The sequence below is a fragment of the Sedimentitalea arenosa genome (assembly GCF_016428585.1).
In the GTDB taxonomy this organism is placed as follows: domain Bacteria; phylum Pseudomonadota; class Alphaproteobacteria; order Rhodobacterales; family Rhodobacteraceae; genus Sedimentitalea; species Sedimentitalea arenosa.
The window spans coordinates 186,545-211,117 of the sequence record NZ_JAELVR010000007.1 but is presented as its reverse complement, the minus strand read 5'-3'; the positions used below and the strand labels follow the sequence as shown (position 1 = coordinate 211,117).

Here is a 24,573-nt window from a genome sequence, read left to right as displayed (position 1 = left end):
CCGCAAGCCCGGGTTCTTGTCAACGCATCAGGGCGCCGGCACGTCGATCACTTCGGTCGCGATGACCGGCAAATCGTCGACAACGTAGGCGCGGTGATCGTTGGTGTTGAGCGTCACGCGCACCTCGTGCCGGCCCGGCGGCAGCGCGCCGATACGCACCTCGGGTTCGAACACGCGCTGCAGCTTCAGCCCACCGACATAAAGATGCGCATGGCCCATTCCGGGGACATGCGGGCCGTCAAGCATCTCGCTGGAAAAGGTGAAATCCTCGGCGTCGATGCGCACTCGCCAGCCGTCGCCGTCCGGTTCCACCGCCAGAGCGATCTTCGGCGCGGGCTCGCCCTCTTCGACGATGCAGATGTCTCCGATCCCGAACAGGCCGAACCGCGCAGCCTCGCCGGTGGCGCGTGGTGTTTGCAGCCTGGCCTGCGTGCGCAACTCCCCGGCCCGTTCGAAGCGCAGCGTGATCGGGATCATCCGGCCCTCGTCCAGCGTGCCGCCGACGCCGTCCATCAGAATATAGGCCCCGTCCGGCGCCAGTGACGGCGTGCTGTCGGCGGGAATCGGCAATCCCGCATCGGCCACGGCAGAAGCCAGCCGCGCGCGTTGCGCCACGATCGACCTCGCGCCGACCAGCCGGTCCGGGCCGCCGGAATTGCTGATGTTCAGGAATACGCCGATGGTTGCGTCGCGCCCCTGAAGCGGTGCCGCCTTTACCTCGCCGATCAGCAGGGGATTTTGCCGCGCATGCCAGAAGAAACCCAGCGCGATCGCGCCGAGGACGGCCAGCGCTGCAAGTGTCGCAATCTGTTTTCCAGCTTTCATCCGGTCTCCCTGCGGGTATCATCCCTCATCATGAACTTTGCGCAGTATAGGGTCCGCATCGGGGCTCTGGCCAGTCTCGTAAGTGTGATGTCCCTGAACGCGGGTCCGGTGCGGGCGCACGCGGCCGAGCAGGGTTTCGTGCTGCTCCTGCCTACGGATGTCTACATCGGTGCCGGTGTCGCCTGTGTCGCACTGACGGTCCTGTTGCTGGCGCTGCTGCCCGGGAGTGTTCTTGCGGCGGCGTTTCGTCCAATTCCGCTGTTGCGGTTTCCGGCGCGTCCGCGGTTGCGCCTTGTGACCAGCATGAGTGCGTTTTGCGTGCTGTTTGCGCTGATCTGGGCGGGGCTGAACGGGCCGCGCGACCCCCTGACCAACCCGCTGCCCCTGTTCGTCTGGACGGTGTTCTGGGTCGGCCTCGTGACCGTTCAGGGTCTCTTCGGCAATCTCTGGGCCTGGATCGACCCCTGGTCCGGTCCGGTCGCCGCAACCCGCCGGCTCTTGGGAGTGCGGCCCGTTCTGAGGCTGCCGTCGCGTCTGGGGCACTCGGGGGCGATCCTGACGTTTCTCGCCTTCGTAGCGATCCTGCTGGCGGATCCGGCCCCGTCCGATCCAGCCCGGCTCGCGGGGTATGTCTTGGGCTACTGGTTCTTCACCTACATGGCACTGCTTACCTTCGGCCCGCGTTGGATGTACCGGGGCGAGGGCTTTTCGGTCCTGATGCGCAGCTATGCCCGGTTGAGCCTTTTCGGGCGTGCGGGGCGGCGCGGCGCGATCGGGCTGACCGGCTGGAGGGCGCTCCGCCGCGGGCGACCACCGCTCGGGATCGCGCTGTTCATGCTTCTGATGCTGGGCAGCGGCAGTTTTGACGGTCTGAACGAGACGTTCTGGTGGCTGGCCCGGATCGGAGTGAACCCGCTGGAGTTTCCCGGCCGCTCGGCGGTGATCCTGCAGAACGTTGCAGGGCTGCTCATCGCCAATGCGGCGCTGGTTGCGGTCTTTGCGCTCTGCGTGCGCGCCGGGCTTTGGCTGATCAGAGCGCGGATGGGTCTGCGCGAGGCGGTCTGCCTGTTCGCCCCTTCGATCCTGCCGATCGCGCTGGGGTATCACATCGCCCACTACCTCACGAGTTTCCTGGTCGACGGCCAATACGCGCTTGCTGCGCTGAACGATCCGCTGGCGCGGGGGGACGATCTTCTGGGTCTGGGGGCGTTCTATGTCACAACCGGCTTCTTCAACACGCAGGACACCGTACGCGTGATCTGGCTGACCCAGGCCGGCGCGGTGGTGATCGGCCATGTGCTAGCGGTGATGATGGCCCATGCAATCGCCTTGCGCAGCTTCGGCGGCATACGGCGCGCCGCGATCAGCCAGGCGCCACTGGCCGTGTTCATGGTGCTTTACACGCTGTTCGGGCTCTGGCTTCTGGCTTCGCCGCGCGGGTTGTGACCGGCGGTCAGCGCCGCCAAAACACTGGACAAGAACGGGCTTCCTCCGCACACTCGACGCCAGAACGAGATCGAGAAGCGATCCGGCCGGCCGATTTCCAGGGGGATTTTCCATGACCAAGATCATCAAGGCACCGACGCGCCGAAGCGCGCTCAAGACACTGGCGCTGGGAGGCGGCGCGGCGGCGGCGGGAGCGAGTCTGCCGCTCTGGGCGCGCTACGCGCAGGCCCAGACCTCCGAGCCGATCCGCATCGGCTTCCAGGTCCATCGCACCGGCATCGGCGCGGCCTATGGGCGCTGGTATGATCGCACCACCACCGCAGCGGTGAAACGGATCAACGACGCGGGCGGCATCAACGGCCGCATGGTCGAGGTGATCGCCGAAGATGACGGCACCGATCCGAAACGCGGCGCCGAAGTGGTCGAGAAATTCGCCACCCAGCACAACTGCGACATCGGCTTTGGAACATTGTTTTCTCACGTGGTGATCGGGTCCGCCCCGCGTGCGGGCGAACTGAAACTGCCCTATTTCGTGGTCTCCGAAGGTCATCACGTCGCCTCCGGCATGCTCAACCGCTATACGCTGCAACCGGGTATCACCGACGTCAAAAGCCAGGTCATTGCCATGGCGCCCTTCGTGTCGGAAAACCTCGGCAAGAAGATCACGATGATCTACCCGGATTTCGCATTCGGCCACGATCACCGCGACTATTTCAGCGAGGCCATCGCGGCGCAGGGCGGCGAAGTGGTCGCGCAGATCGCCATTCCTCCGACCGAGACCAGCTTTACCAAATACTTCCCAAAGATCCCGCGCGAGACCGAGGTGGTCTATCACGTCATGGTTGGCCCGGCGGTTCTGACCTTCGTCAAGGAACTGGGCGAATTCTTCGGCCCGAGCCGGCCCGAGATGTTCGGCTTCATCGACAGTCTCGAAGCGGTCGACATGGGCAGCGCCGGGCTCGAATTTCTGGACGGAACCTATTTCTGGGAGGGCAACCCGCGCTACGCGCAGGCCGACCAGACCAGCCATGACAAGATGTATCGCGAGGCCGTGGGCGTCGACGAAAACGGTGCATCGGTCAGCGACCCGCGCGACGTGTCGACCTATGCCCATATGTTCGGCTGCTGGGAAACCCTGAATGTCGTGAAGGCGGGCATGGAAGCGTCAGGCTACCAGGGCCCCGCCGACCGCGCTGCCCTGATCGAAGCGGTCGAGGCGATGGGCGACATGCCATTGTCCGACGACCATCCGCAGGGCGCAAAGCGGTTCAACGGCAAGACCCACCAGGTCTTTGGCCACCAGTATATCAGTAAGGTCGAAGACGGGCGGATGAACGTCGTGCACACCACGTCCATCGAAGACACGCTCTATCCCGACGAGGTGGATTACACGGCGCAGTCGCTCTAGCGATGGTCAAGGCCTTTGGACCAACCTCGGTCCTGCAATGAACATGTCAGCGCGGGACCGAGTAGAAAAAGCTTGCTTACTTGGGTGTAAGGCCCTACTGAGCAGGAGTTACGTTATCTCTATCGATGAATCTGCTCCTTACGGCTCAGTGTACCGATCTAGCACTGACATAGCCGACCTGCCGCATTCCGCGGGCAGCAAAAAAGGAGAACTACGATGGCCACTGGCACCGTAAAATGGTTCAACTCGACAAAAGGTTTTGGATTTATCGCCCCCGATGGCGGCAGCAAGGATGTCTTCGTGCACATCTCTGCGGTCGAGCGCGCGGGCTTGACCGGCCTGAATGATGACCAGAAAGTCACCTTCGACATCGAGTCGGGCCGCGATGGCCGCGAAAGCGCAGCCAATCTGGCGCTGGCTTAAGCCGGCTCCCGTTCAGGGACCAGGCTGACAGTTCGGGACGGGCGGATCGGAAACGATGCGCCCGTTCTTGGTTTCCAAGGCGGGGTCGTTTGTCGAGCGTTGCATCAAATGATCGAGCAAACCGCTTTTCTGAACCAGTGCAATCCCTCATCACCTAGCGTGGATGGACCCCGTTCCGGTCTTCCAATGGCGCTCCACCGACACAGGGTGCAGCCTTGCGTGTCCCTGCACCACACAATTGCGAGCCGATAAACATATGAAGAACTCCAATCCAGACCAGTTTGACGGGCGTCTCAAGACGGCGTCCGAGGCCAAACAGAGCAAGCTTGAACGGTTTCAAGCGGCGGCGAATGACCCGGAGAGACTGGCAAAGCGCGCCAAACGGGAAGAAGCTGCGGCTGTCCGTGAAGAAAAGCGACAGGCCAAGGCGGCCGAGTTGCAAAAAGAAAACGAAGACCTCCTGCGTCAGCAAGCCGAGGAGGCCAAGCGCGCCGAAGAGCAAGCCGCGGTTCTTGCCGCAAAGCTTGCCGAGACCGCCGATCAAGAGAGCGCACAAAAAGCGGCGCATGAAGCAGAGCGCAAGGCGGAACGCGACCGACGCTATGCTGCGCGTCGCAACCGCAAGCGCTGATCGGATAGGCGTCAGCCATGCGCGGGCTGAATTGTCGACTTCCCATGGGTCTGCAAGGACCGTGTGCAGGGTTTCGATGAGGCCGGACCTGAAACAGGTCCGCACCACCTGACGTCCACCATCATCGGCTCAAGTGCACTCTGTCCTTGCCCTTTGATGTGATCCCGTTTCATCTTCGGCTTCATGGACTTCGGACCCTATCTCATGCTCGCGTCGCTCGAAGGCGCGGTAACAGCGGCGGTGCTGGCGCTGACGGCGGTCGGGTTGTCGCTGGTCTTTGGCGTGATGCGCGTGGTGAATGTCGCGCATGGCGAATTCTTCATGCTCGGCGCGGTGCTTGCCTGGTGGATGACCAGCCTGATCGGTGGGCATCCGGCGCTTGGGTTCGCGGTCGCGCTGATCGTGGTGCCGGTGCTGGTTGGCCTGCTGGCGGCAGCGGCGGACGTGACGATCCTCAAACGCATCGCCTATGATCCCGAGCGCACCATCGTCGCAACGATCGGCATTCTCTACATCCTGCAGCAGGTCACGCTGATGACCTATGGCCCGGACGCGCGACCGGTCGAGCCGCCTTTCAACACCCGCCTCGCGCTGCCCTGGGTCGAGTTTTCCGATGGGCGTCCGCAGCTTTACTGGCCCTGGGGGCTGTCGACCACCAGCTACAAGCTGGGCGTGATTGCCGCCGCCTCGGTGGTCCTGATCGGCGTCTGGATCGTGATGGCACGCACGCGTATCGGCCTCGTGATGCGCGCCACGCAAATGGACCGCGACATGGCGCTGGCCTTCGGCATCCCGGTCGAAAAGGTCTATGGGCTGGTCTTCGGTCTCGGTGCCGGGCTGGCGGCGATGGCGGCGGTGCTGATCGTGCCGATCCAGCAAGCGCATTACCTGATGGGGGGCGATCCGTTGCTTCTATCGTTCATCGTGGTGATCATCGGCGGGTTGGGCAGCCTTCCGGGCACCGTGGTCGCAGCGATCCTGATCGGGCTGTCTGACGGCATCATCTCGGTCTTCTTCTCGCCCACACTGGCCAAGATCCTTGCGACGCTGCTGGTGGCGCTGGTGCTGGTCTTCCGCCCGCAGGGGCTGTTCGGCGTGCGCCGCGCATGAGCGATACGGCCAAGACCGCGTTTCTGCATGGCGGGCTGCTGGCGCTGCTCTTCGCGCTGCAATTCGTGCTACCCGCCTATCACCACGGCAATCTCGCGCGCATCATGGTGCTGGCGAGCTTCGCCATCGGGTTCAACGTCATGTTCGGCTATACCGGCCTGTTGAGTCTCGGCCATGCGCTTTTCTTTGCCGCCGGCATGTATGGCATGGGCCTTTCCGTTCAGATCCTCGGCTTCAGCCCGGCCCCGGCGCTGATCGCCGGGCTGATCGCTGGTCTGGTCGTGGCCGCGCTCGTCGGGGCTCTGGCGCTGCGCACTGTTGGCGTGGCCTTCATGATCGTGACGCTCATGTTCGCGCAGGCCGGCTATCTGACGGTGCTCTATTTCGGCAGCTACACGCGCGGCGACGAAGGCTTTGTGATTCAGCAGGCGCAGCGGATGCTCTGGGGCATCGACCTGTCGGACCCGGCCAACCGCTATTTTGCCGCCTTCGCGCTCTTTGCCGTTTGTCTGCTGACAACTTTGGCGCTTGTGCGCAGCCCGTTCGGCAAGGTGCTGATCGCGATCCGCGAGAACGAGGACCGCGCGCGGATGCTGGGCTATGACGTGTTCAAATACAAGCTGGCGGCGGTGATCGTGTCCGGCACGATTTCGGCGGCGGCGGGGGCGGCATACGGGCTTCTCTTCGGCTATGTCGGGGCCACCTTCGCGTCGGTGCAGTATTCGATCTTTCCGCTGCTGTGGGTGCTCTTGGGCGGGGCCGGAACTGTGCTTGGCCCCTTCATCGGTACGCTGTTCATGTTCTACCTGATCGACCTGTCCAGCGGGATCACCACCGCGTACATGCTGATCGCGGGCGTGGTGCTGGTTCTGCTGACCTTGTTCGCGCCGCAGGGGCTGGCGGGCGAATTGCGCAAACGGGTCTGGCGGGGGCTGCCATGACGCTCTTGTCCACCCGTGGCCTGACCAAGCAATACGCCGGGCTGCACGCGGTCGAGGATGTGGATTTCGACCTGCCACAAGGCCAGGTGCGCGCCCTGATCGGCCCGAACGGCGCGGGCAAGACCACCTTTGTCGGTATGCTGTGTGGGCGGATCGCACCGACGCGCGGCACCGTCATCTTCGATGGTAAGGACATATCGACCCTGCCAGCCCACAAGCGCATCGCCCTCGGCATGGCGTACACCTTCCAGATCACCTCGGTCTTCGCCAATCTCGGCGTGGCCGAGAATGTCGCGCTGGCCGCGCGCCGCCGCCTGCAGGGCGCGGCGGTGCAGGATGCGGTCGCCGACGCATTGGCGCAGGTCGGACTGGGCGACCGAATCGATCAGACCGCGGGCGATCTCAGCTATGGGCACCAGCGCCTGCTGGAGATTGCCATGGGCCTTGTCCAGAAGCCCCGCCTGCTGATCCTGGATGAGCCGACGCAGGGCCTTGCCGAAAGCGAAGTCGCCGCCTTCAAGACACTGATCCGCGCGCTGTCCGACACCACCACGATCCTGCTGATCGAACACAACATGTCGGTGGTGATGGAAACGGCCGACGTCATCACCGTGCTGAATTTCGGCCGCGTGCTGGCCGAAGGCGCGCCCTCCGACATCCACGCCGACGCCGCCGTTCAGGCAGCCTACCTGGGGACCGGCTGATGCTGGAGCTGTCCGAGATCAACGTGGCCTATGGCAGAGCGCAGATTCTGAGGGATCTGTCACTGACCGTGAACGCGGGCGAAATCCTGTGCCTGCTGGGCCGAAACGGCGCGGGCAAGACCACCACGATGAAGGCAATCATGGGGCTGCTGCCGCTGATGTCGGGCCGGATCACGCTGGACGGGCAAACGATCAGCGAACTGCCCGCCCACAAGGTCGCCGGCACCGGGATCGGCTACATTCCGCAGGGGCGCAGATTGTTCGCCGACCTGACCGTAGCGCAGAACCTCGAGATCGGCCTCATGGTGCGCAACTCCGGTGGGGCGGTGCGCGACGGTGTGCTCGACCTGTTTCCGCGCCTGCGCGAACGCCTGCACCAGCGTGCCGAGACGCTATCTGGCGGCGAGCAGCAGATGCTGGCAACAGCCCGCGCGCTGTGCCTGGAACCGCGCGTGCTGCTGCTGGACGAACCGACCGAGGGTTTGCAACCTTCGATGATCGAGGCGATCCGACAGGTCATCGTCGTCATGCGCGACCGTGGTGTCGCGATCCTGCTGGTCGAACAGCGCATAGACGCGATCCTCTCGGTCGCCGACCGGGTCGCGTTCATCGAGAACGGGCGCAACCTCGAAACCCTTCCGGCAGACGCACTTCGGGCGGATCATGCCATTCTCGAACGTCACCTCGGCGTGTGATGCGGGCGGGTCGCACCCGGGCTTGTCAGTTGACAGGTCAAGGGCGACTCCGCACAGTTCGGTCAGAGGGGACAGGGGCACGTGGACGCATATTTCCGGCCTGACACGGTGGACGACGCTCTTGCGGTTTTGGCGCGCGCCGGCGTGACCGTGGCCGCAGGGTGCACCGACCTGTTCCCCGCAACCGAACGTCAGACGCTGAGCGGGCCGGTTCTGGACCTGACCGCCATTCCCTCCCTGCGCGGCATCTCCGAAACCGAAGCCGGTTGGCGTATCGGCGCGACGACCACCTGGACCGATGTCCTTGGCGCCGACCTGCCCCCGGCCTTTGACATGCTGAAACAGGCCGCGCGTGAGGTCGGATCGGTGCAGATTCAGAACGCCGGTACCGTGGCGGGCAACCTCTGCAACGCTTCGCCCGCTGCCGATGGCGTGCCACCGCTTCTGGCGCTTGATGCGTGTGTCGAACTGGCCGGCCCCACCGGTCGCCGCGAGATGCCGCTCTCGGCCTTCCTGACCGGGGCGCGCCAGATCGCCCGCGCACCGGACGAGTTGGTGATAGCGATCCGCGTGCCGCGCGCGGCGGGTGCGGGACGCAGCCGCTTCCTCAAACTCGGCGCTCGCAGATACCTGGTGATCTCGATCGTCATGGTTGCCGTACGGCTCGAACATTCCGGCGGACGCGTCGACGCGCTGGCCTTGTCGGTGGGCGCCTGCAGCGCCGTCGCCACGCGCCTCAACGAGCTTGAAGCTGCCTTGCGAGGCGCGCCGATCGCAGAGCTCTCCGAGCGGATCGCCGAGCCTGAGGTCGCCCGTGCTTTGTCTCCGATCGACGACATGCGCGCCGATGCCTCCTATCGGGTCGTGGCGGCGACGAGGCTGCTGCGGCGGGCCGTTGCCGAACTGTCAGCCGCGGCATCGTCGTGAAGGACGGCGCGGGCATCCAGCTGACCGTGAACGGCAGAGCCGTCTCGGTCGATGCGCCGCCTGCGCGCCGCCTGTCCGACGTGCTGCGCGGCGATCTCGGCCTCACCGGCACCAAGGTCGGATGTGACGCGGGCGATTGCGGTGCCTGCACCGTCCTGCTGGATGGTGCGCCGGTCTGCGCCTGCCTGACGCCGCTGGCGCGCGCGGCGGGCGGCGATCTGCGCACTGTCGAGGGGCTGGGCGACGGCGCTGTGCTGTCGCCTCTACAACAGGCTTTCCTGAGACATGGCGCGGCGCAATGCGGCATTTGCACACCCGGGATGCTGATGGCGGCGCAGGCCCTGCTTGACCGCACCACGACACCGACGCGGGCCGAGGTCGAAGACGCGCTCGGTGGCGTGCTCTGCCGCTGCACCGGATATGCGTCGATCACCGCCGCGGTGCTTGACGTCGGCTCGTCCGTGTCGCCGCCCGCGCCTGATGCCGGTGCCGCTGTCGGTGCGCCGGTCGAGCGTCTGGACGGCCGCCCCAAGGTCGCGGGGAGCGAACTGTTCGGGGCGGATCATGCGCCGCGCGACGCGTTGCTGGTGCGCGCGCTTCGCGCGCCCCATGCCGCTGCTTTCCGCCTCGGCGACATCCCGGGTTGGGTGCGGTCGCGGCATGGGCCGGTACAGGTCTTCACCGCCGCGGACATTCCCGGCGACAATCGCTTTGGCGTCATCCCGGCTTTCCGTGATCAGCCGGCCCTGGCCGAGTCTCATGCGAGGATGCGTGGCGAAGCCATCGCATTGGTGGCCGGAGACCCGGTACTGATCGAGTCGCTGGACTTGTCCGATTTCCCCGTGACCTGGGATACCGACAGCGGACTCGCCGACAGTGACGCGGCGCGCGTGCCCGGTGCCGCCCGCGTGCATGACGAGCGTGAGGACAATATCCTGATCACGGGCCGCGTTCGCACCGGCTCGCCCGAGGCCGCACTCGCGGGTTCGGCGCATCTGGCCGAGGCGCGGATGCAGACGGGCTATGTCGAACACGCCTATATCGAGCCTGAGGCCGGCGCCGCCTGGATGGACGGTGATACGCTGGTGATCCGTGCCTGCACCCAGGCCCCGATGATGGATCGCGACGATACCGCCCGCGTTCTGGGACTGCCGCCAAAGCGTGTGCGGATCATTCCCGCCGCTGCCGGGGGTGGGTTTGGCTCCAAGCTCGACCTGTCGCTGCAACCGCTGATCGGTCTCGTTACGTTGAAGACCGGCCGGCCCAGCCGCATGACGTTTTCCCGGCGCGACAGCATGGCCAGCACCACCAAGCGTCACCCCTCGGACATGACCGCCCGCGCCGGCGTGGATGCCGATGGTCGACTGGTCGGGATGGTGTTTGACGGCGATTTCAATACCGGCGCCTATGCGAGCTGGGGGCCGACGGTGGCGGTGCGGGTGCCGGTCCATGCCTCCGGCCCCTACAAGGTGCCGAACTATCACGCCGAGGCCCGCGCCGTGCATACCAATTGCCCGACAGCGGGCGCGTTTCGCGGTTTCGGCGTGCCGCAGGCGGCAATTCTGCAGGAGAGCCTGTTCGACGATCTCGCTGCCAAGGCCGGAATGGATCGGTTGGCGTTCCGCCGCCGTAACGCCTTGCGCGACGGCGACCGTTCGGTCTGCGGGCAGGTGTTGCACGGGGTCGGCATCGACGAATGCCTTGCCGCGCTGGAAACACCGTGGAGCGAAGCGCTGGCCGTTGCCGGCAGGATCAACGCCGCCGGTGGCGACGTGCGGCGAGGGGTTGGCATTGCCTCCTGCTGGTATGGCTGCGGCAACACGGCCTTGCCCAATCCCTCGACGATCCGGCTGGGCCTGACTGCCGAAGGACAATTGTGCCTGCACCAGGGAGCGACCGATATCGGTCAGGGGGCGAACACGGTGATCGCCCAGATCGCGGCGGACGCGCTCGGCCTGCCGCTGTCGGATGTCACCCTGATCGGCCCCGATACCGAACTGACGCCCGATTGCGGAAAGACGTCGGCCTCGCGCCAGACGGTCATCACCGGCAAGGCGGCGCTGCTGGCCGGAGCGGCGCTCAGATCGCGCATTCTCGCGCTCGGCAACATGGGCGATGGAGCGAATCTGCGGCTTGTTGGCGCGCGGCTGGTGATCCGCGAAGGTCCCGGAAAGCGGGTCATCGACCTTGCCACCTTGCCGGTGGATGACCGGGGTTATGCGTTGTCGGCCGAGGAAAGCTATGACCCGCCGACCCGGCCGTTGGACGAGAACGGCCAAGGCGCCCCCTACGCGGTTTATGGCTATGGCGCCCAACTGGCCGAGCTGGACGTGGACATGACGCTCGGCGCTGTGAGAGTGCACCGGATCACCGCCGCGCACGATCTGGGCCGGGTCATCAACCCGCTTCTGGCGCGCGGTCAGATCGAGGGCGGCATCGCGCAGGGGATGGGCATGGCGTTGATGGAGGAGTATCTGCCGGGGCGCACCGAGAACCTGCATGACTACCTGATCCCCACGATCGGCGACATGCCGGAAATCCGCTCCATCCTGATCGAAAAGCCCGACCCCGAAGGACCGATGGGCGCCAAGGGGCTTGGCGAGCACGTCCTGATCCCGACCGCGCCGGCGATCCTGAACGCGATCCGCGATGCCTCGGGCGCGCGCATCACGCGGTTGCCGGCTTTGCCCCACCGCGTGCTGGCGGCGATCCGCGAGGCTCGGGCATGACGGTGCGCCCGGAAAAGATCCGCTGCGATGCCTGTCCGGTCATGTGCTTCATCGCGCCGGGCAGAGTCGGCGCCTGTGACCGATACGGCAACGAGGATGGGCGGATCGTGCGCTGCGACCCGCTGACGGTGCTGGACCGCCGGATCGAAGAGGGCGGCGAGATCCGGCCATTCCTGAAAGCCGATTGGGATGGCGCGCTGATCCATGACGACGATCTCTTCGTCACCGCCATCGGCGCGGGCACGACCTATCCCGATTACAAACCCGCCCCGTTCATCGTCAGCCGCGAGATCGAGGGCGTGGACATGATCACGGTCGTGACCGAGGCGATCTTTTCCTATTGCGGCGTCAAGGTGAAGATCGACACGGACCGTCATCTTGGGCCGGAGGCTGCACCGGTGCGCGCGGAGGGCGAACACATCGGTCACGTGATGACCAGCGAATACGGCAGCCAGATGCTGTCGCTCGGCGGCGTCGATCACCTGACCGGAGGCACCAAGCCCGAGGGCCGCGTCACCTGCGACGCGCTGCTCAGGCTCTGCAACCGCGAGCCGGTGGAGCTGACCATCGATGGCGGCGCGTCGGTGACGGTGCAGGCGGGTCAACCGCCCGTCGTCGACGGCAAGGTCGAGGAGCGGATGCGCGTGGGATGTGGCTCGGCCACCATCGGCATGTTCGCGAGCCAGTGGCACGGGCTGGTCGACGAGGTCGTGGTGGTCGACGATCACATCACCGGCGTGGTCAGCGAACACCAGGCCGGCAAGGTGCTGGGCTGGCCGGATACCGGCATCCGGATCAAGGGGCGGCGTTCGACGCCGGGCCGCTATTTCCAGGTCGCGCAGCCGGGGCTCGGCTGGGGCGGCACCGATATCGCGGACCCGCTGACGATCCTCGGTGACTGGAACGCCAAGAAGGGCGCGCGCCCTGGCCTGACCCTGCTGATGGTGTCGACCACCGGTGAGCAATGGGGCTATTTCGTTCTGGACGATACCCTGGCGCCGCAACCCGCGCCGCTGCCGGACAGCCTGCGGCCCAGTGTCGAGCTGATCGCCGAGAATTGCGAACCGGCGCTTTGCACGGTCCTGTTCATGGGCGGTGCGGGTGGATCCCTTCGTTCCGGCGTGACGAAGAACCCGGTTCGCCTGACCCGGTCGGTCCATGCGCTCAGCACGCAGGTGACCTGCGGTGGGGCGCCGACCTATCTCTGGCCCGGCGGTGGCATCACGATCATGGTGGACGTGACGCGGATGCCGGACAACGCCTTCGGCTATGTCCCGACCCCGGCGCTGGTCGCGCCGCTCGAATTCTCGCTCAGCCGTGCCGACTACCTGGCGCTCGGCGGTCACGACTCGGCGATTCGCTCCTTGCGCGACGTTCTCGAACGGGGTGGGGAATATGGCAGCGAAATGCGTGCCGTTTCAAGCGAGTCAGGCTGAGATGGACCCGCAGGTCTCTCTCCTGCCGGATCGCCGGCGGCTGCACATGCATCACGGCCCGATCGACCTGATCGTGCAGGTCGAAGGGTCCGAGCGGGAGGCCGGGCTGCGCAGGGGCGTCGCGCGGTTCCGCACGATCCTCGCCGAACTGGCCGATGAGCTGCCTCTCCTGCGCAGCCCGGTGGCGGAGGGCCGCGCGCTGCATGGCCCGGTTGCCCGCGCCATGCAGCGCGCGGCGGTCGCGCACAGTCCAGCCTTCGTCACCCCGATGGCGGCGGTCGCGGGCGCTGTCGCGGATGCTATCCTGCAGGCGATCTGCGATGGTGACGGGCTCGATCGGGTGCATGTGAACAACGGTGGCGACATCGCCTTCCAACTCGCGCCCGGCACCCGTTTGGTGGCTGCGATCGCCGGTATCGACGGCGCGCGCATCACCATTCCGGCCGAGAGCCCGGTGCGCGGCATCGCCACCTCGGGGTGGCGTGGGCGCAGCCAGTCGCTGGGCATCGCCGACAGCGTCACGGTCCTCGCGCGCAACGCCGCCGCGGCCGATGTCGCGGCCACGCTGATCGCCAATGCGGTCGATCTGCCGGGCCATCCCGCGATCCGCCGCATCCCCGCCGTTGAGCTGTTCGACGACAGTGACCTCGGCGCGCGGCCGGTGACGGTTTCGGTCGGGCGCCTGACCCAGGGCGAGGTCGACGAGGCGCTGCGTCACGGCATACATGCGGCAAGACGGTGCATGGCGCGCGGCTTGATCGAGGCCGCCTTCCTCGGCCTTGCCGGGAAGACCCGCAGTCTTGGTGCCGCGCCGTTCACCGCCCTCTCTCAGAAGGAACCGATCGATGCCTGACTTTCCCCTGCGCAAGACCATGATCCTTGTCGAGGACATCCACCACGACGGCGGCCCGCCGCCAGAGCTGCCGCGTCGGCGTGCCGCCATCCTGGCGCTGGTCAAGAACCCCTTCGCAGGCAGCCATGCGACCGATCTGCAGTCGGCGATGGAGGATCTGAAGCCGCTGGGCCTGATGATGACCGACCGCCTGATCGAGGCGATGGGCGGATGCGAGGGCATCGACGGCTACGGCAAGGCGGGGCTGGTCGGCGAGGCGGGAGAGCTTGAGCACACGGCGTTGTGGCATGTTCCCGGCGGCTACGCGATGCGCGCCCGGCTGGGCGAGGCCAAGGCGATCGTGCCGTCTTCCATGAAGATGGGCGGTGTCGGCACGCGGATCGACATACCGCTCGGCCATATCAACGCGGCCTATGTGCGCAGCCACTTCGATGGCATGGAGGTCGGCGTACCGGACGGGCCGCGCGCGGACGAACTGCTCTTCGCGCTGGCGATGGCGCGCGGGCCGCGAATCCATCACCGCATGGGCGGGCTCGCGGCCGAGGATGTCACTGGCACCGACGGGCTGCGCTGATCACTCGGCCAGATCGGCTCGCATCAACGACAGAGAGACCTCGTCCGGGTTCGCCGCGATCGCCTCGTCCAACGCCGCCAGTGCAGCGTCACGATTGCCGAGCGCGGCATGGATGCGCACGATCATCGTCCAGGCTTCGATCATCTGCGGATCCATATCGACCGCCTCGCCGAAGGCCGACAGGGCGGCCATCATGTTGCGCGTGGTCAAGCCGATCCCGCCCATGACCATCTGCATCTCGGGGAAATCCATCTTGTTGCGGATCGATCGCTGCCATTCGGTCATCGCCGAGTTCAAGGCCGCGGTGGTGTCCGCCGGCATATGGGCGATCCGCAGGGCGAGAAATTCGCGTGCCGTCGCGATCCGCACGGCGCGGACGGGATCGCTCAACAGCGGAACCAGGCGCTGCGCCAGGTCGGTCTGCGGCGCACCGCGCTGCAAGGCCACGGCGGCGACCCGCACCTGCGGATCGGGATCCGACAGGGCCGGTTCGGTTTCGGCCGCGATGGCGGGCGAACTGACCGGCGCCAGCAGGTCCATCGCGCTGGCGCGCACGATGGCGGGCAGACCGTCATGCAGGGCAATTCCCAGCAGGCCTTCGATCTGCCCGACCGTGTCTATCCGCCCCGCCGCCATCACCTGGCCGAAATGCGGCTGCGTGTGGCGGCCTTCAGGGTACCACTCGGCCACCCGATCGGCGGCCCATTTCGCGGTCTGGTCGGCATGGCAATCCGTACAGGCATTCGGTGCGCGGGTCTCGACCGTGAGATCGGGGCGGGGCACCCGGAAGGAATGATCGCGCCGCCCGTCGATCCCCATGTAGTCGCGCTCGATCATGTGGCAGGTCTTGCATTGCGCGCCCTCGCTGCCGGTCGGGTGGAAATGATGCGAGGGATCGTCGTACTCGGCCAGCTTCAGGGTCGGGAAACGCTCGTTTCCGGCGGGCGAGTGGCATTGCGTGCAGAGCGTGTTGTCCTCGGCGATCCGCTGCGCCGTGTGCGGATCGTGGCAATCGGTGCAGGCGACTCCTTCCGCATACATCCTCGATTGCAGGAACGAACCATAGACATAGACCTCGTCTAGGATCTGTCCGTCGGGATGGTAGAGCCCGGGGCGCAGCGGCGAAAGCCGATAGGCGTCGTGATAGGGCGTGCCTGGCAGCGGGTTGCCGTCCAGAAACGCCTCGCGGCGGGAATGGCAGCCGGCGCATTGCTGGATCTGCGCCTCGGCCCCGGCGGTGAAATCCATCGTCAACGCGCTGTCGCTCAGCCCCGCCCAACGGTCGGGATCATAGGTGCCGTTGGCCAGCGCCCAATCGCGATGTGCTTCGCCCGGCCCGTGGCAGGACTCGCATCCGACCCCGATCTCGGCCTGGGTACTGGAATAGCTCTCGCTGGCCGGATCATAGGCCTTCTCGAACCCGGTCGCGTGGCATTCCGCACACCGCGCGTTCCAGTTCTTGTATGGCCCGGTCCAGTGAAAGCTGTCATCGGCCATCAGACTCTGGTCGGGATAGAGGTGATACCAGCGTCGCTGCTCGACGTCCCAGACCACGTCGAAGGACTGCACCTTTCCCGGCTCGGTTTCGATCAGGTATTGCTGCAGTGGCGCGATGCCCGCGACGCCGGCCACCGGCCAGGTCGTGATCTCGCCGTCCGGTCCGTCGCTCTGGATGAAGAACTGCCCGTCCCGCGTGGTGAACCGCGTCGTCACACCGTTCAGGGTAAAGCTGGTGTCGTTGAAATCGCCCAAAACGTGATCCGCATCCGGCGGTGTCCAGGCCAGCTGGTGATGCGAGCCCATCCAGGCCTCGGTCTCGCCCTTGTGGCAGCCGGCACAGGATTCGCTGCCGACATAGGCGGGTGTCTCGCGGTCGTCCTGCTGCGCCAAGGCACCGGAGAGGGGCAGGCAGAATAGAGCGATTGCAAGGATGATCGAAGTGGCGCGCATGGCGAAGGCCCTCCCGCGGCCGGTCGTGTGCCTCCCGTTATCCTTCGGGTGACGCGGGCTGACAAGCCCTGCCGACGGATTCGCTTGCGGGCCGCTCAGCTTGCACAGAAATCGCTCAGTCGGGCGCGGTCCAGAACCCGCAAACGCCCATAACCCAGTTCGACCAGCCCCTGATCGGTCATGCGCTTCAGCACCCGGCGCGCCGTCGGCAGCGAAAGTGCGTTCATCCTGCCGACCTGCTCCTGCGAGGCCTCGATCCACTGTCCGGGCTCGGCAGCGGATTCATCGACGAACAGCAACCAGGCGGCGACCCGCGGTGCCGCATCGGGAATCGCGAGGTTGGCCAGAAGGCGCAGCGCGATCGACATGCTGTAATGCGCCAAGGCATAGAAATCTGCCACCAGATCCGGCCGGGCCTGGATTGCCTTCAGCAGGGCCGCCTGCGGCAGGAACCAGGTGCGCACTTCGGTGATCGCGGTCACGGTGATCAGCCTGTTGCCTTTGGAGAAAAGCGCCATATCTCCCACCCAGAAACCTGCGGTTCCGATGTGGCAGTCGAAAACACTGCCCGAATCATTGGGAACCGACAGGCTGACCCGGCCGTCGATCAACCCGTGGAGTCCGTCGGGCGGATCGCCGATCCGGTAGAGTGTTTCGCCCGGCAGGAAGGCTTTCTGTCGGCCCAGTTCGAGCAGTTCGACACGCGTGGACTCCTTCAGTCCCGCCATCCAACCCGTGCGCGAGAAAACACCTGTCCCATTGGGAAGAAAAGATTTTTTTTCCGGTGTGGTCGCAAATTGGTTCATATGATCAGATTACGCGATCCGCGACTGTGCCACAACCTAAGGGTGGTGCCGTGGACCGAATACGTGCAAGCTCTAACATGCGAGTCGGCCGTTTGAACCGTGGTGAATCCCTTGCGGATCAGCGCCGCGCGCGCCCGTCGAACTGCCCTTGTGCGACTATGGGGGCATGAACAAGGAATGAATAGGGAGTTCCACTAGATGACGACGACCCGAACTGCCGCCGCCCCTTGGCTGCGGCCTTTGAAAAAGATAGCCGTGGCGGCCTGCGCCGTGGCCCTGGCCGCCCCCGCCTGGGCGCAGGACGAAAAACCGAACATCCTGGTGATCTGGGGTGACGATGTCGGCCAGTCCAACATTTCGGCCTACACGAATGGTCTGATGGGCTACCGCACGCCCAATATCGACCGGATCGCCGAAGAGGGCATGATGTTCACCGACTACTACGGCGAACAGTCCTGCACCGCGGGGCGTTCGTCGTTCATCATGGGTCAGTCGGTGTTCCGCACCGGTCTGTCCAAGGTCGGCCTGCCCGGCGCCGAAGAAGGCATGCAGATCGAAGACCCGACCATTGCGGGCCTGCTCAAGGCGCAAGGCTATGCCACCGGCCAGTTCGGCAAGAACCACCTGGGCGACCGCGACGAACATCTGCCGACGAACCACGGCTTCGACGAGTTCTTTGGCAACCTCTATCACCTCAACGCCGAGGAAGAGCCGGAAAACGAAGACTATCCCGGTGACATGGTGATGCCCGATGGCGAAACCTTCCGTGACAAGTTCGGACCGCGCGGCGTGATCAGATCGTCCGCCGATGGCGAAATCGAAGACACCGGCCCGCTGACCAAGAAGCGGATGGAAACCGTGGACGAAGAAACCGCGGCGGCTGCCATCGACTTCATCAAACGCCAGGAAGAGGCCGGGACCCCTTGGTTCGTCTGGTGGTCGGGCACCCGGATGCACTTCCGCACCCACGTGAAGGACGAGATGCGCCAGCGCGCCAACGAGATCGCCGGCCGCAACGTCGATGAGTACTCGGCCGGCATGATCGAGCACGACATGCACATTGGCATGTTCCTCGACACGCTCGACGAATTGGGCATCGCAGACAACACCATCGTGTTTTATTCGACCGATAACGGCCCGCACATGAACACTTGGCCTGATGCCGCGATGACTCCGTTCTGGGGCGAGAAGAACACCCAGTGGGAAGGTGCGTGGCGCGTTCCGGCAATGGTCCGCTGGCCCGGCAAGATTCCGGAAGACTCTGTGTCGAACGAGATCGTCCATCACATGGACTGGCTGCCGACGTTCCTGGCTGCGGCGGGCAATGAAACCGTCAAGGAAGACCTGCTCGAAGGTATCACCGTGGCCGAAGTCGGTGGCGGGCGCGACTATCGCGTGCACCTGGATGGGTACAACATCCTGCCGATGCTGACCGGCGAGACGACTGAAAGCCCGCGCAACGAGATCTTCTATTTCACCGATGACGGCGACCTCGCGGCGCTGCGCTATCGCGACTGGAAGATCACCTTCCTCGAGCAGAAAGCCTGGGCGACCTTCCGGGCCTGGATCGAGCCGCTGACACCTCTGCGGACGCCGCTGATCTTCAACCTGCGTCGTGATCCGTATGAGCGCGCTTACAGGACCTCCAATACCTACTACGATTGGATGCTCGACCGCGCCTATATGCTGGTCCCGGCCCAGCAATATGTGGCGCAATTCCTAGAAACGTTCCAAGAATACCCGCCGCGTCAGGAAGCGGCGAGCTTCAGTCTCGACAAGGTCATGGAGAAGCTCAGCAACCCGCCGGGCACACCCTGATCCAACGTTGCACCGACAGCGAACCGCGCCCTGCCGGGCGCGGTTTTTCGTTGTGCGGTGGTGAGCGGATCGCATGGCGACGCGGCAACGGCGCCGTGCTTCACGGGTTGAGAGGGGGCAGGTCCTGCAGCGACGAAGCGGCAGAGCGTCGGCGCAGGGCGCTGCGCGTTGTGTGCGCCGCGCGTTCGGCCTCGAGCCATGCGGAATTCGCGTTGTTCGACCGCTCATTGCCAAAGCGTGCAGCCCCGATACCGGTCAGCGCCTGCTGCACCGGTGCCGCCGCGTCGGGTGTGTCGGGGTAGAACCGCGCCCAGAGTTCGGCCGCCGCAAGGCTGCCCGACAGGTCCCGCGCCTTCAGCGCCCGGGCCAGCCGTTGATAGGCTGCCCGTTCGGACGCCTCGTAGCGCGCCCGCGCGTCGGCCAGTGCCTGCACCAGCGGCGGGCGGACATATCTCCAAGCCAGCCACAGACCCAGCGCGGCCAACAGGCCCGCCCCGACCCAGCGGGCGATCTCGCGCGGGCTCGGCGGGTTTGCCGAAACCGCCGTTCCGGTCACCGACACGGTGGTTTCGGGCAGCGTGACGGTCTCGATCTTGCCGGTCGCAAGGTTGAACCAATCGAGCGTCAGGCCGGGCAGGGTCGCGCTGCCATCCTGCTGGCCGACATAGGTGGTGGTCTCGACGCGGCTGCCCGACAGCACCCCGCCGTCCTCGGTCTCGCTGACCACCGGCTCCTTGCCATAGCCACGCAGCGCCGTCCCGGCCATCTCGGGCGTCAATGCCGGGATCAGGACCGGGGTCGTGCCGTCGATGCGGGCGGTTATCGTCCGGGTGATCGCATCGCCGGCCTCCAGCGCGGTTTCGCCGTCTATGCTCTGTTCAAGCGTAAATCCCTGCGCGATGATCGGCGGATCAAGCCCAACCGCCGCCGACGGAACGCCCGCGGCAAAGCGGATATCCGGCAGCGGTGTGCGGAACTCCACCGGTTCGGTCGTGTCCGGATCGGCATAGGTCACGACGATGTCGCCGGCGGGCAGTTCGAACTCGCCCGCCGCCAACGGATACAGCCGATAGCTCCGCTGCACGCCCGACCAGGTCTCGCCGTCGATCCTGCTGCTGATCGGCCCCGCGCCGCGTTCCGGCAAGCGCACCAACAGAGAGGGCACCTCGATGGTCGGGAACACCGCCGGCTTGGGCATCCAGGTCGGCACAAGCACCTCGATCCGCAGTCGCAGCGGCTGGCCGACGATCGCGATATCGGACTCCAGCTCGAAGGTGACCTGCGGCTCCTGCGCCAGAGCGGCGCTGCCCGCCGCCCAGATCATCACCAGAACTGTAGCGACAGACGAGCGCATCATGAATCGTCCCCCGCTGCGCTGTCCAGCAGGAAACGGCTGCGCAGGAAGTCCCCCATGTTGGTGTCGATGCTGTCGATCCACTGGTCTGCTGTCATCGGCTTTGCCTGTTCTTCCGGCTCGGCGTCGATCTCGGTTTCTGCGCCCCGGCCGGATTCGTTGTCGAATACGATCTCATCCGCGCCGATGCCCGTGTCTTCGCCCGTGTCGGAAGCTTCCTGCGTTTCCTCGACATAGGTGACGATCGCCCAGGCGATGTCGCGGTTGCGCTCCGCCGCATCCCAACCCGGACGTCGCTCGAGCGCCTTTTCATAGGCGCGCGCCCCGGGGCGGTACTCGCGGTTGCGGAGCCGCGCCATACCCTCGGCAAAGGCCGCCTCGGGGGTGTCGAGCCGGTTGAAGAGATCCGCGGCCTCTTCGTAGCGCCCCGCTCGCATCATCGCCTGCCCCCTCCACATCGGGTCCGCAAACACGTCTGCGGCCTTGTCGAACTCCTTGCGCTGATAGGCGATCCAGCCCTGCTGATCCGGCGTCAGGAACCAGTCGCGCCAGCCATCGGCCCGCGCCGTACCCGGTACTTGAAGCGAAAGCAGCAGGATCGCCGCGAGACCCCAGCGCATCGTCCAGCCGCGTCGGAACCAAAGCAGCGCCAGAAGCGCCGCGGGCCAGATGAACCAGGGACCGCGATCCTCCCAGGCCAGCCGCTCGTCCGCCAGCAACGCCGCGCGGTGGGCGGACCGCAAGCGGCGTTCGACCTGGGTGATGTCGCTGTCATCTGCGGTCATGTGCACCACCGTCGCGCCGTCGATCCCGTCAAGCTGCGCGACGCTCTGTCCCTCGGGCAAGGCCAGCAGGAAGACCACGGGCAGGTCGGTCAGAGCATTGAATGCGGCAACATCGGTGGGGTCCAGATCGTCCAGCACGAACAGCACGGCCCCGTCGCTCTCGGCTTCCGAGATGATTCCGCTGGCGAGTTCCAGGGCGGCCGTGGCATTGGCGCCGGGTTCGGGCATGATCGCTGGGCTCAGCCCCTCCAGAAGCGGACGCAGGATGTTGGGGTCCTCGGTCAGAGGCGACACGCGATGGGTGCTGCCCGCATAGGCCACCAGCGCCGTGCGCGCGCCGGCGCGGGCGGCGACCAGATCCATCACCTTGAAGCGGGCGCGCTCCATCCGGCTGGGAGCCAGGTCCGGCGACTCCATCGACTCGGTGACCTTCATCGCCACCACCAGCGGCGCGGTCTCCGCCACCAGCGGGTTAGGCATACGGCTCCAGGTCGGCCCGGCGGCGGCCAATGTCAGCAGCATCAGACCCAGCGCGACCCCGTCGATCGGGTAGAACCGCCGACGCCCCTCACCGCCCACCCGCAAGGCGGCGGCGAGATGCGGCGCGATGTGGTCGCTGTCTGCCGCGGCCAGGGCGCGGTGCGGGCGTACCAGGTACCAGAGCAGCGCGATACCGATCAGACCAAGAAGCCAGATCGGACGCAGAAAGTGGAAAGCTTGCAGAGTTTCCATCATGCCGCCCCGCGCCGTGCCATCAGGTGAAGCGCCGCCACCGTCGCCAGCCCGATCAGCAGTGCCGCGCCCGCGGCGATCCAGCTCAGGTCGCGGGTGGGGCGAAAGCTGGTCTGCTCGACCTTGCGCGGTGCCATAGCGTCGATCCGGTCATAGGCGTCGTTCAGCGCCTCCTCGTTGTCGGCATAAAAGAACGCCCCGCCGGTGCGCTGCGCGATGTCCTCCAGTGCGTCCAGATCGACCCGGTCCTCTCCGGTCGCGTCCGGATCGCCGACGCCGATGGTCTGGATCACCACGCCACGGTCCGCGGCGATGGCAGCGGCGTTGACGGGTGTCATGCGGCTGCTGTTGTCAGCGCCGTCGCTCAGCAGGATCAGCAAGCGCTCCTCGACCTCGCTGGCCTCGAAGGTTCGCACCGCAAGGCCGATAGCGTCGCCGATCGCGGTGTTCGGGCCCGCCATGCCGGCAACGGTTTGATCGAGAAATCCGTCGAGGCTCTGCAGATCGTCGGTGAAGGGGGCCTGAACGAACGCCTTGGTGCCGAAGACGATCAGTGCCATACGGTCGCCGTCGCGGGCCGCGATGAACTGCTTCAGCACGTCCTTGACCGCCGCAAGCCGTTGCTGCGCACTGCCGTCGGGTCGGGTGAAATCGCGGGCATCCATCGACCCCGAGATATCCAGCGCCAATACGATGTCCCTCGCCGATTTTTCGATCACCACCGGTTCCCCCAGTCGTTCCGGGCGCGCCAGCGCAACGACGATCAGCGTCCATACGCAGATCGCTCCCAACATCTGCAATCGCCCTCGCGGCAGAATGCTCGCCCCGGGGCGTGGCTCCACCCCGGCGGCCTCGGTGATCCTGCGGAAGAATGGCACTCGCGTAGCCGCAACCTGCTCTCTGTGCGGTGGCGCGAAACGCCAGACCAACCAGGGCAGCGGCAGCAGTAGAAGTATCCAGGGCAGCCCGAGCGTGATCATGCCTCGGCCTCCCCGGCGCGATGGTGACGGATCCAACGCCTTGCGAGAGGGGGCAGGTCCGGATCGGGTGGTGTGTCTCGATAGGGCGCCTCGACCAAGCTGCGGCCGGGACCATCGGCAAAGCCGTTGCCGCCCATCGTGCGGTCCAGAAAGGCCAGCCAGTCCGCCCCGGTCAAAGCCGCGACCTGCCGCCTGGGAAACGCGGCGAGCGCGGCGCGGCGCAGCACCTGCGCGATCTGCGCCGGGTCATTGCCAGCCGCGTCCAGCGCCTTCAGCGCGGCCCGACGATAGGCCGTCTCGCGCCGGTGGCGCATGAACCGGCGTACCGCCAGCACCAGCAGGACCAGCAAGCCAAGTCCCAGCCAGATCCACCCAACAGTCTGCGGCAGCATCGACACGGGTGCCGGGTCTGGCGGCGGCTCCAGAAGGTCGAGCAGTTCGAGCAGCGTCAATCCGGAGAGGTCTTCCTCCATCATCGCCCCCCCGGATGGCCGAACAGCCGAAGCAATTGGTCAAGCGCCGGTGCATCCGTCGACAGGTCAAGGAACGGTGCGCCGTATTTTCGGGCCCAGGCCTCCACCGCCTTGGTGCGGTCCTGCATCGCCGCGTCGATCCGGGCGCGGGCGGTCGCGTCGCGGCCGGTATCGACCTCGGCCTGCAGGCGACCATCGGAAGCGGTCAGCCGGAAGCGGTCAGGCAGGCCGCGCGACAGCGGGTCGCTCACGCTGAACAGCAGCAGGTCGTTGGCGGCGGCGAGCGTGCGGATCAGCCGCTCGGTATCGGCGTCAGCGGTGTCGAAATCGGAAAACACCAGCACCAGATAGTTCGTCTTGGCGATCCGCGCGGTCGATTGCAGCACCCGGTTCAGGCTGCTGCTCTCGGGCGCTTCGGCTTCGGCTTCCGCCTCGGCATGCAGCCGTTCGTTGGCCGCGGCGATCGAGGCCAGCAGCCGGTGCAATGCAGCAGGCGAGCGGACCGGGCGATGCTCGGCGATCATGTCGTCGCCGAAGACCAGCCCGCCGACGCGGTCGCCCTGCGCCAGCAGGCGATGCGCGGCAATCGCGGCAGCCTCGGCGGCGATCACGGATTTCATGTAGACTTGGCTGCCGAAGAACATCGACATCCGCTGATCGACCACCAGGAGGGTGGGGCGATCCCGCTCCTCGGTGTAGACACGCACATGCGGCGTGCCGGTACGCGCGGTGACTTTCCAATCGATGCTGCGGATGTCGTCGCCGGTCTGGTAGTCGCGCAGTTCCTCGAAGTTGAGCCCGCGTCCGCGTATCTTGGAGGCGTGGCGCCCGTTCAGCACCGACCGTGCCGGCTGACGCGGCAGCAGGCTCAGCGCGCGCGCCTGACCGCCGAGACCCAGCAGGCGGGGCAGGTCCACGTGGACGCGCGGATCGGGACTCAGGGGCGCCGGATCGGCCATGTCTCGCTCACCTC

At 66.0% G+C, this 24,573-nt stretch carries 22 protein-coding genes; 14 read left to right on the top strand and 8 right to left on the bottom strand.

What is annotated here, in order from left to right; genetic code table 11:
* Positions 1 to 27: 27 nt before the first annotated feature.
* Positions 28 to 825, bottom strand: a complete 798-nt coding sequence (locus JF290_RS11835) for a copper chaperone PCu(A)C (RefSeq protein WP_199025089.1) — start codon at positions 823 to 825, stop codon at positions 28 to 30.
* 87 nt (positions 826 to 912) lie between these two features.
* On the opposite strand from JF290_RS11835, the gene JF290_RS11830 reads away from it, so the two are divergent.
* The 13 genes from JF290_RS11830 to JF290_RS11770 all read left to right on the top strand — a co-directional run bounded on the left by JF290_RS11830 (position 913) and on the right by JF290_RS11770 (position 14,702).
* On the top strand, positions 913 to 2,271 hold the full coding sequence (locus JF290_RS11830) for a hypothetical protein (RefSeq protein WP_199025088.1): 1,359 nt from the start codon (positions 913 to 915) through the stop codon (positions 2,269 to 2,271).
* Positions 2,272 to 2,383: 112 nt separating this feature from the next.
* Positions 2,384 to 3,679 (top strand): ABC transporter substrate-binding protein, encoded by a 1,296-nt coding sequence (locus JF290_RS11825; protein ID WP_199025087.1) that lies wholly within the window; start codon positions 2,384 to 2,386, stop codon positions 3,677 to 3,679.
* 216 nt (positions 3,680 to 3,895) lie between these two features.
* Positions 3,896 to 4,102 carry a cold-shock protein gene (locus JF290_RS11820; RefSeq protein ID WP_199025086.1) on the top strand — a complete coding sequence of 69 codons (207 nt, stop codon included), beginning with the start codon at positions 3,896 to 3,898 and terminating at the stop codon, positions 4,100 to 4,102.
* A gap of 256 nt (positions 4,103 to 4,358) precedes the next feature.
* Positions 4,359 to 4,733 carry a DUF6481 family protein gene (locus JF290_RS11815; protein WP_199025085.1) on the top strand — a complete coding sequence of 125 codons (375 nt, stop codon included), beginning with the start codon at positions 4,359 to 4,361 and terminating at the stop codon, positions 4,731 to 4,733.
* A gap of 183 nt (positions 4,734 to 4,916) precedes the next feature.
* Positions 4,917 to 5,843: a branched-chain amino acid ABC transporter permease gene (locus JF290_RS11810; RefSeq protein WP_199025084.1), complete on the top strand. Its 927-nt coding sequence runs from the start codon at positions 4,917 to 4,919 to the stop codon at positions 5,841 to 5,843.
* Positions 5,840 to 6,784, top strand: a complete 945-nt coding sequence (locus tag JF290_RS11805) for a branched-chain amino acid ABC transporter permease (protein ID WP_199025083.1) — start codon at positions 5,840 to 5,842, stop codon at positions 6,782 to 6,784. Before JF290_RS11810 ends, JF290_RS11805 begins: the two co-directional genes overlap by 4 nt.
* Complete coding sequence (locus JF290_RS11800) at positions 6,781 to 7,488, top strand: ABC transporter ATP-binding protein (RefSeq protein ID WP_199025082.1); 708 nt, start codon at positions 6,781 to 6,783, stop codon at positions 7,486 to 7,488. The genes JF290_RS11805 and JF290_RS11800 overlap by 4 nt, the downstream gene beginning before the upstream one ends.
* Entirely contained in the window at positions 7,488 to 8,183 is a 696-nt protein-coding gene (locus JF290_RS11795) for an ABC transporter ATP-binding protein (protein ID WP_199025081.1), read from the top strand. The genes JF290_RS11800 and JF290_RS11795 overlap by 1 nt, the downstream gene beginning before the upstream one ends.
* A gap of 81 nt (positions 8,184 to 8,264) precedes the next feature.
* Entirely contained in the window at positions 8,265 to 9,110 is an 846-nt protein-coding gene (locus JF290_RS11790; RefSeq protein WP_199025080.1) for an FAD binding domain-containing protein, read from the top strand.
* Positions 9,107 to 11,839 carry a molybdopterin-dependent oxidoreductase gene (locus JF290_RS11785; RefSeq protein WP_328701246.1) on the top strand — a complete coding sequence of 911 codons (2,733 nt, stop codon included), beginning with the start codon at positions 9,107 to 9,109 and terminating at the stop codon, positions 11,837 to 11,839. Before JF290_RS11790 ends, JF290_RS11785 begins: the two co-directional genes overlap by 4 nt.
* Positions 11,836 to 13,275, top strand: coding sequence for a 6-hydroxynicotinate reductase (locus tag JF290_RS11780; protein WP_199025079.1), 1,440 nt, complete (start codon positions 11,836 to 11,838; stop codon positions 13,273 to 13,275). Before JF290_RS11785 ends, JF290_RS11780 begins: the two co-directional genes overlap by 4 nt.
* Position 13,276: 1 nt before the next feature.
* Entirely contained in the window at positions 13,277 to 14,128 is an 852-nt protein-coding gene (locus tag JF290_RS11775) for a UPF0280 family protein (protein ID WP_199025078.1), read from the top strand.
* Positions 14,121 to 14,702 carry an amino acid synthesis family protein gene (locus tag JF290_RS11770; RefSeq protein WP_199025077.1) on the top strand — a complete coding sequence of 194 codons (582 nt, stop codon included), beginning with the start codon at positions 14,121 to 14,123 and terminating at the stop codon, positions 14,700 to 14,702. The genes JF290_RS11775 and JF290_RS11770 overlap by 8 nt, the downstream gene beginning before the upstream one ends.
* On the opposite strand, the gene JF290_RS11765 is transcribed toward JF290_RS11770, so the two are convergent.
* A complete protein-coding gene (locus JF290_RS11765) occupies positions 14,703 to 16,652 on the bottom strand; it encodes a multiheme c-type cytochrome (protein WP_199025076.1) in 1,950 nt (649 codons plus the stop codon).
* Between the two features lie 95 nt (positions 16,653 to 16,747).
* Entirely contained in the window at positions 16,748 to 17,380 is a 633-nt protein-coding gene (locus JF290_RS11760) for a Crp/Fnr family transcriptional regulator (protein ID WP_199025075.1), read from the bottom strand.
* 276 nt (positions 17,381 to 17,656) lie between these two features.
* Here JF290_RS11760 and JF290_RS11755 point away from each other — a divergent pair, with 276 nt between their 5' ends.
* On the top strand, positions 17,657 to 19,276 hold the full coding sequence (locus JF290_RS11755; protein WP_199025074.1) for an arylsulfatase: 1,620 nt from the start codon (positions 17,657 to 17,659) through the stop codon (positions 19,274 to 19,276).
* Positions 19,277 to 19,376: 100 nt separating this feature from the next.
* Here JF290_RS11755 and JF290_RS11750 read toward each other — a convergent pair whose 3' ends face one another.
* The 5 genes from JF290_RS11750 to JF290_RS11730 are packed head-to-tail and all read right to left on the bottom strand — an operon-like array spanning position 19,377 to position 24,559.
* Positions 19,377 to 20,633, bottom strand: coding sequence for a BatD family protein (locus JF290_RS11750; protein WP_199025073.1), 1,257 nt, complete (start codon positions 20,631 to 20,633; stop codon positions 19,377 to 19,379).
* On the bottom strand, positions 20,630 to 22,147 hold the full coding sequence (locus JF290_RS11745) for a VWA domain-containing protein (RefSeq protein WP_199025072.1): 1,518 nt from the start codon (positions 22,145 to 22,147) through the stop codon (positions 20,630 to 20,632). Before JF290_RS11745 ends, JF290_RS11750 begins: the two co-directional genes overlap by 4 nt.
* Entirely contained in the window at positions 22,147 to 23,127 is a 981-nt protein-coding gene (locus tag JF290_RS11740) for a VWA domain-containing protein (protein WP_199025071.1), read from the bottom strand. Before JF290_RS11740 ends, JF290_RS11745 begins: the two co-directional genes overlap by 1 nt.
* Complete coding sequence (locus JF290_RS11735; protein ID WP_199025070.1) at positions 23,124 to 23,603, bottom strand: DUF4381 domain-containing protein; 480 nt, start codon at positions 23,601 to 23,603, stop codon at positions 23,124 to 23,126. Before JF290_RS11735 ends, JF290_RS11740 begins: the two co-directional genes overlap by 4 nt.
* Complete coding sequence (locus JF290_RS11730) at positions 23,600 to 24,559, bottom strand: DUF58 domain-containing protein (RefSeq protein WP_199025069.1); 960 nt, start codon at positions 24,557 to 24,559, stop codon at positions 23,600 to 23,602. The genes JF290_RS11735 and JF290_RS11730 overlap by 4 nt, the downstream gene beginning before the upstream one ends.
* Positions 24,560 to 24,573: the final 14 nt, after the last annotated feature.